The following is an 8,013-nucleotide window of genomic DNA, read 5'->3' as shown; positions in this document are numbered from 1 at the left end:
TATATAAACTTCTAAATAGTTTGATTTTTATGGAAAAGGATGTGCTTTTGATGCTGAAGGTTGCTGCAGTTCAATTACAAGCTTTCCCTGGGCAAAAGGATAAAAATATTGAAAATTGTATAGAAATGGTCGAAACTGCTGCTAAACAGGGAGCTGAATTAATCGTATTACCGGAACTTTGGGTGAGTGGTTATTACTTATCCAAGGAACAATTCCAATTGTTGCAAGAGTTACCGTCCGGAGAAACTGTTTCATTATTTCAAAAGCTTGCAGAAAATTTAAACGTAATCTTGATCGTGCCTTTTGTCGAGGGGGAAAATGAAAACCTTTATATTTCCTTGGCTGTTATCGAATCAACAGGGGAAGTGATTGCCACTTATCGAAAATCATTTTTGTGGGGAAGGGAGAAGGGGATTTTTACTCCTGGTGAGAGAGTTTATAACGCAATTGATACATCGAAAGGAAAAATAGGTGTTCTTATTTGTGCAGATATTGAATTTCCTGAACCAAGTCGAATTCTTACTCTTCAGGGTGCAGAACTTATTATTGTGCCTTCTGTATGGAGTTATGGAGCTGAGACAAGATGGGATATTCAACTTCCTGCACGAGCACTCGATAATACGGTTTATATTCTAGGCGTAAACACAGTAAATGAGGGAAGCTGTGGAAAGAGTAAACTTGTTGCACCGAATGGTGAGGTCCTATGTGAAGCATCAAGAACAGAGCAGAGTATCCTGATTCATGAAATTGATTTTTCTATTATTCCAGATATCCGAAAAGACGTCCCTTATTTAGATGATTTAGACAAGAAACTGTGGCCTAATGCTGCATTATTCGAATTGAAAAAATAGTTTTTAAAATAGAAAGTAATGAAATTATTCAAAGATCATGGGAGTGAATTATTTTACTATAGTTAATGGCTAAAAGTGAAGCCCTTTCATGCTCTATTAATATCAAGAATTCAATTCTTCCCTATTCGAAAATTCTTCTTTTTTTTTAAAAAAACAGCTTTTTTCAATGCAAATAAGTACTGTCTTCCACAGCTTGGCGAACCCAAAGGGCCTAAATCATAGTAATAAGGGATGAAAGCGGGTTACGATGCAAACTTTTTGCACCAGTTTGATATACATACCATGTAAAGATGGTTGACGGCACCCTCTAGAAGAAATGGCAGAGAGTAAGAAAATTTATATTTAAGAGAAAAGGCAATGCTAGACGTTGCTCTGGACTATTTAAAAATTGTTCTTTAAAATCCATTACTCATTATTAAATGAGTAATGGATTTTTTTTTATGTAGAAAATAAGCAAGAATATTTTTGAACGATTAATCGGTGTCCAAAAATCAATTTAAAGAACAAACTAGTGCCGATTAGCTTAATACAAAAAAAACGAGTAATTACTTCACTAACATTTTCACATAAATGTCTCGAGACGACATTTCATAAAAAACCAGACAATGTCTCTAGTCTAAAGATCAATGTGTCTCTTTAATCTCTGTATAACTAATGTTATCAGAATAATATTTATTAAACGAAGCAGATATTTCAGAAAATTATTGTTTTTCTGAAATATACACATTATAATTTACCTAATAAACGTTAGGTGGGGATGAGTTGAAAAGGCAAGAATTGATAGATGCAGCTCTTTTGCATTATTCACTACATGGATATCAAGGAGCCACAATGAAGAAAATCGCGGACGAAGTGGGAATAAAACCAGCATCCATTTATTTTTTTTATAAGAACAAAGAGGAATTATTTATCGCTGCGTTTCAACAATTACTTGATAACCATTTAGCTGAGATGAAACGAATTTTAGCTGAAACAAGTTCACGATCTGTTAATCAGATTTTTAGTGAAATGCTTCATGGAATCGTTAAGTATCACAAAGATGATGAGCGAGGGACAATGGCGTATATATCGTTGGTTACGTCACCCATTCCGGAAATTAAACTATATTTACAAAAGTATATGTTGCATTTTAATGATTGGATGGTTAGTTCACTTGAGGATCTATTGAGGCAGAGTTATCCGAGCCTTTCCACTGACGAAGTGGACCAAATCATAAAGCAATTTATTTTACTGGGGAATGGAGTTTTTTGGGGGATCAATTTGTATGAGGGACAAGGTTTTATGGAACAAGTTCAGATTGCAGATCGGTTCATCAGCTCCATGTTTAGTGATATAGAAAGGAAATATGGTGCCTCTGTCCAAAAGTGAATAATAAAAAGGTGAAGTCATAACTGTGGCAGAGATGGATTAGTTGCTAAAAGGAGGTGATATAAATATTAAAATCATGACAAAGAAATAAATATGGTTCAGCAGGTCTAATAAAAACAAAGGAGAGTGTATTCCAATTAAAATTAAAGTGATCATGCCGGTTATATCGGATATTTTTAATGAAGAAATTAGAAGAGAGATTAAATCTTATGTTTCTGAAAACACTGAAGTAGGAGTTTGCAACCTTGATTATGGACCTGAATCAATTGAAAGTGAATATGATGAAGCACTTTGTATACCTAATTTCCTGGAAAAAGCAAAGCAGGCTGAAGAAGAGGGGTATGAGGGTGTAATTAGTGATTGTTTTGGAGATCCTGGTGTGAAGCCTGCAAGAGAAATATTGGATATTCCAGTTGTTGGACCATGTGAGTCATCCATGCTTGTTGCGAGCTCATTAGCAAAATCCTTTTCAATTGTGACGGTGCTGCCTAATGTTGTGCCCATGATTGAAAACATAAGCAAAACTTTGGGTGTAGATGGGAATGTTGCCTCAATTAGATATGTAAATATTCCTGTTCTAGAAGTTCAAGACAAGGAAAAGTTAAAAAGTGCGTTGTATGAAGAAATGATAAAAGCAATTGAACATGACAATGCCCATGCTTTAGTGTTAGGATGTACAGGCTTTATGGGTGTTGCAGCGGAGCTTCAGGAACGATTAACACAAAAAGGTTATGATATTCCAGTTATTGATCCCGCATTTGCAGCCACAAAGATGCTTGAAATTTTAATTGCTATGGGGGTTAAACAAAGCCGGTTGACCTACATGACTCCACCTTCTAAACAGAGAGTAAAAAGTTCATAAACTTTTTTTAGAAAAAGAAAACACTACAAGTTAACTCCTGTAAAGTAAATTAACGGAATATTCGGTTAATGATCATTGATATTCATCATTCAAGATAGCTTTAAAGAGGCAGGGGAATCTCCAGTCTGATGCTAAAACTGAGGAAAATTCATAGGGGGTGAATTTATGGAAGATAATACAAAGTTGGGAGACGATTACTCTCTATCGAGAGTACCACAAAATGCGAGATTGCCAATGTGGGATATCATGATTGTCAGAGTGGGTGCCCTAGCTACACTTTCTCAATTTATGCTAGGTGCGGCATTAGGATACGGAATGACTTTTTGGCAGGCGTTTTGGGCCATGATGTTTGGAAGTGTCATTTTGCAAGTTATAAGTTTTCTAATCGGTTATGCCGGTGCACGTGAAGGCCTTTCCACTAGTCTTTTGTCGCGTTGGACAGGATTTGGAAGGTATGGTTCGAGTATCATTGGCGCGGTCATTGCTTTTTGTACAATAGGCTGGTTTGGAGTACAGAACTCTGTTTTTGCTAATGGATTGGTGGAAGCTACCGACGGTAAATTGATCCTTCCAATTGCAGCTGCCATTACCGGATTAGGCGTAACTGTACTGGTTATATTTGGTTTTAAACTATTAAGCATGACAGCCAAAATTACCGTTCCTGCCTTTCTATTGGTGGTAGGGTTTGGCGTCTATCAAGTTCTCAGTGATCAATCCATTTTTAGTTTAATGGGAACTCCGCCTCCGGGAGAGAGTCTTTCTCTGGGCGTGGGTGCAACAATGGTTGCTGGTGGATTCATTATTGGTGCCGTAATCACACCTGACTTCAGTCGGTTTGCCCGAAACGGTAAGGATGTTTTTTGGATGACTACCATTGGTACCCTAGTGGGCGAACTTGGTGTAGGAATGATCGCTGTGTTAATGGCCCATGCAGCAAAAACGAGCGATGTTGTCAGCATCATGCTACAAACGTCTGGCGGGCTTGGCGCTGCAGTTGTCGTTTTTTCCACAGTGAAAATTAATAATGTAAATTTATATTCCTCTTCTCTTGGCTTTACTAATATTTTCGATTCTGTTTTTAAGGTCAAAATGAATCGAGGACTCGTTACACTTGTAATTGGTGCTATTGGAACTCTGCTTTCCATAATGGGCATTCTCGATAGATTTGTAGACTTCCTTGTTTTACTTGGGATCATGATACCTCCAATAGCCGGAATCATGGTGGTTGATTACTTCGTGCTGAAAACGTATCGAAAAGCTCTTGATGAAAGCAGAGAGAAAGGAATATTGCCATCAGAGCCAGAAAAATTGAATCCAGTTACATTAGTTGCCTGGGCAGCAGGATTTGCAAGCGGCTATTTTATTACAGTTGGCATACCATCTATCAACTCCCTTTTAATAAGCGGCATTATCTATTACGCAGGTGTGTTATTTATAAAATCTATCAAAGGGAAAAAAGAGAATAGGGATCATATCGCATCATAATTTTTGAAAATCGGGGGTTTGGAAAAATGAGGAAATTAGGTAAACAGGAAATTGAAGATATAGCAGTAGGTGCGGCTTTACTCGGAACAGGTGGAGGAGGAGATCCTTACATTGGTAAACTAATGGCAATACAGGCAATTGAAGAATACGGGGAAATCACCTTGTTGGATGTGGATGAAGTTCCAGATGACGCATTAGTAGTTCCTTCCGCGATGATGGGAGCACCGACGGTTATGTTGGAAAAAGCTCCAAGTGGTGAAGAAGCAACAGCCGCTTTCAAAAACCTCGAATCTTATTTAGGGAAAAATATTTTTGCAACGATGCCGATTGAAGCAGGCGGAGTGAATTCGATGGTGCCCCTTGCACTTGCTGCAAAGCTTGGCTTGCCTGTGGTGGATGTTGATGGGATGGGGAGAGCATTCCCGGAATTGCAAATGGTCACTTTTTATTTGGATGGAATTGCTGCTACTCCGATGGTTCTTGCGGATGAGAAAGGCAATACTTCACTTCTCTCAACCATAAATAATGTCTGGACAGAAAGGATTGCCCGTGCAGCAACGATTGAAATGGGCGGATCCACAATGACAGCAATTTATCCAATGACAGGAAAGAATATAAAGGAAAGCGGAATTAGAAATATACTAAGCTTAGAAGAAAAGATCGGTAAGACAATAAGGCTTGCAAAGCAAAATAATGTTGATCCAATAAAAGAAGTGTTGAATAAGGTAGAAGGGTTTGAATTGTTCCGTGGAAAAGTGAGTGATATCAACCGCAAGACAGAGGCGGGATTTGCTAGAGGTGTGGCAACATTTGAGGGAATCAATGAGTATAAGGGAGAAAAACTAGAGGTGCGATTCCAAAACGAGCATTTAATTGCACAGACAGAGAAACGCTTGCTTTGTGTCACTCCAGATTTGATTGCCGTACTTGATGCAGAAACAGGCTTGCCAATCACTACTGAAGGTATCAGATATGGAGCAAGATGCGTGGTAATCGGAATGCCATGCCATCCAAAGTGGAGGACGGAAAAGGGAATTGAAGCTGTTGGTCCAAGATACTTTGGCTATGAAGTTGGTTATGTTCCTGTTGAAGAACTAGTGAAAAAAGGAGGAATAGCATAATGGGTGTTTATCGAATTGGAATTGATGTTGGGGGAACCCATACAGATGCCGTGCTTTTAGATCAAAATAATCAGGTCATTTCGGAAACGAAATCACATACCACGGAGGATGTTTCCATTGGCATCTATACAGCGATGAGAAAAATAATCGATGATGCAAAGGTTCCGCGGGAGCAAATTAAATATGCAATGCTGGGGACGACCCATTGTACAAATGCTATAGTTGAGCGAAAGAGATTAAACAAAATCGCAGCAATCCGTATTGGTGCTCCGGCTACTTTAGCGGTTAAACCGCTGATCGGCGTACCTGAAGACCTCTGCGCAGTACTCGGAAAATACGTATACCTCATCCGCGGCGGACATGAATATGATGGCCGGGAGATTGTTGAATTAGATGAAGATCGTTTGTATCAAATTGCAGAAGAAATCAATGGGAAAGTGGATTCCATCGCAATTACTTCAGTCTTCTCACCGGTATCGCAAACACACGAACAAAGAGCAAGTGAAATTTTCAAAGAAGTACTTGGAGAAGAAATTTCAATTTCTTTATCTTCAGAAATTGGTTCAGTCGGTTTATTGGAAAGGGAAAATGCGACGATTCTTAATGCTGCTGTCGTAAATGTCGCGAAAACAACCGCTGACGGTTTCATCAATGCACTGAAGAATGAAGGAATTGATGCAAAAATATTCTTTTGCCAAAATGATGGGACATTAATGTCAATTGAATATGCGGTTAAATACCCAATCTTCACTGTTGCTTGCGGTCCGACTAACTCATTAAGGGGAGCATCCTATTTGAGTGAGTTAACAGATGCGATCGTTTTGGATGTTGGTGGAACAACAACGGATATTGGTGTTCTAGTTCAATCGTTTCCAAGGGAATCTTCTTTGGCAGTAGAGATTGGAGGAGCCAGAACGAACTTCCGGATGCCTGATTTAATCTCGATTGGACTTGGAGGTGGCACAATAATCCGCATAGGAGAAAATGGAGAGTTCACAATTGGACCAGACAGTGTCGGGTACCGACTGCCTGAAAAAGCCTTGATTTTCGGAGGTAATACTTTAACAACAACGGATGTTGCGGTGGCTCTTGGAAAAGTGGAACTTGGGGATATTTCAAAAGTGGCTCACCTTGATAAGGAATTATTAAATAGAGTCTATTTAAAAATGGTCAATCTGGTCGAAGAAGCGATTGATAAGATGAAAACAAGTGCTGCTCCAGTTCCTGTCATTCTCGTTGGAGGCGGAAGCATCCTTTTACCTGAGGAATTAAAAGGTGCATCTGAAGTCATTCGCCCATTACATTCAGGAGTAGCAAATGCCATCGGGTCGGCTATCTCTCAGGTAAGCGGGCAGATTGAAAAGGTATATGCCCTAGCTGAAATAGGAAGGGAAGCAGCCTTAAAACAGGCAAAGGAAATTGCGATGTCAGAAGCGATCAGTGCAGGAGCCGATCCTGAAACGCTTGTTATTGTCGACATAGAAGATGTACCTTTAGCTTATATGCCTGGGAATGCAACCCGTATTCGTGTGAAAGCAGCAGGTGATTTAGCCCAGTTTGAAATGAATGAACTGGTGTAGGCGAGGCAGGGGGCTGTAAAATAGCTATTTATTGTGCTGAGGAAGCTTCACTTTTTGCTAAAAAGAGGAAAAGTGAAGCTCTTTGGGTAGTAGAAATGACAAATTACTGTACTAAAGATCATAAATATGACGCTATATTTATTTCTTGCCATTGAACGTGAAGAAATATCGTGCGATGGGGATGAATTAATTATATGTTAAATTCATTCTCAGAAGGTTATAGATTGTTTGTTTCTTGAATAGGTGTGAATAGTTTGGTGTTACTTGGCAGTTTAGCTAATGCATTAGGTATAGTGGTCGGAACACTAATCGGGCTTTTGTTAAGACGGATACCAGATCATATGAAACGTTGTTATTGGTGTGGCTGTTAAAGTTCTTGGCCTTGACATGGCTTTGTATCACGGTGTTACTGCCTTTAAGGTCAGTAACGAGAAACTGATTATAATGGGATTGATAATATAAACACAGATGGTATTATACTAGATTAGTAATCTAAGCTTACAGCAGAAACATCCTATGCCATTAACCTATATCAAATTGATTTATGAGAAATATAAAACGTTCAATGAAAATCCTGTTTATTTTATTAATGCAGGATTTTTTTTTTGCCCTTTGAAATTCATGGGTAAAAGGAAGAAATAATTTGGATTGGCTCCAACTTCCTTCTCGTTTTATTACGGATTAACCACGAAAACGATAGAATTTATAAAATATGTAATTTGCTTTGGAAGAAGATCGCTTTACTC

6 protein-coding genes are annotated in these 8,013 nt (G+C 38.7%); all 6 read left to right on the top strand.

All coding sequences use genetic code 11. The features are described 5' to 3' along the window. A partial coding sequence (locus ACFWE9_RS24590; RefSeq protein ID WP_377359265.1) for a nitrilase-related carbon-nitrogen hydrolase occupies positions 1-851 on the top strand: 851 nt, incomplete at its 5' end. A gap of 762 nt (positions 852-1,613) precedes the next feature. After that, positions 1,614-2,219, top strand: a complete 606-nt coding sequence (locus tag ACFWE9_RS24585; RefSeq protein ID WP_377359263.1) for a TetR/AcrR family transcriptional regulator — start codon at positions 1,614-1,616, stop codon at positions 2,217-2,219. A 154-nt stretch (positions 2,220-2,373) separates the two neighbouring features. Next, positions 2,374-3,081, top strand: a complete 708-nt coding sequence (locus ACFWE9_RS24580; protein WP_377359261.1) for an aspartate/glutamate racemase family protein — start codon at positions 2,374-2,376, stop codon at positions 3,079-3,081. A 165-nt stretch (positions 3,082-3,246) separates the two neighbouring features. Further along, positions 3,247-4,566, top strand: coding sequence for a purine-cytosine permease family protein (locus ACFWE9_RS24575; protein WP_377359259.1), 1,320 nt, complete (start codon positions 3,247-3,249; stop codon positions 4,564-4,566). 26 nt (positions 4,567-4,592) lie between these two features. Continuing rightward, the gene (locus tag ACFWE9_RS24570; RefSeq protein WP_377359257.1) at positions 4,593-5,687 is read left to right on the top strand and encodes an S-methyl thiohydantoin desulfurase family protein; all 1,095 of its coding nucleotides are present in this window, start codon (positions 4,593-4,595) and stop codon (positions 5,685-5,687) included. Further along, positions 5,687-7,267, top strand: coding sequence for a hydantoinase/oxoprolinase N-terminal domain-containing protein (locus ACFWE9_RS24565; protein ID WP_377359255.1), 1,581 nt, complete (start codon positions 5,687-5,689; stop codon positions 7,265-7,267). Before ACFWE9_RS24570 ends, ACFWE9_RS24565 begins: the two co-directional genes overlap by 1 nt. The last annotated feature ends 746 nt before the right edge of the window (positions 7,268-8,013 follow it).

The sequence above is a fragment of the Peribacillus sp. NPDC060253 genome, assembly GCF_042727425.1.
In the GTDB taxonomy this organism is placed as follows: Bacteria; Bacillota; Bacilli; order Bacillales; family DSM-1321; genus Peribacillus.
This window is presented reverse-complemented; position numbering and strand designations above follow the sequence as displayed.

Excerpts from the sequence above, each read along its gene's own strand:
- ACFWE9_RS24580 (WP_377359261.1), top strand. The coding sequence starts at position 2,374 with ATGCCGGTTATATCGGATATTTTTAATGAAGAAATTAGAAGAGAGATT.
- ACFWE9_RS24575 (WP_377359259.1), top strand. The coding sequence starts at position 3,247 with ATGGAAGATAATACAAAGTTGGGAGACGATTACTCTCTATCGAGAGTA.
- ACFWE9_RS24570 (WP_377359257.1), top strand. The coding sequence starts at position 4,593 with ATGAGGAAATTAGGTAAACAGGAAATTGAAGATATAGCAGTAGGTGCG.
- ACFWE9_RS24565 (WP_377359255.1), top strand. The coding sequence starts at position 5,687 with ATGGGTGTTTATCGAATTGGAATTGATGTTGGGGGAACCCATACAGAT.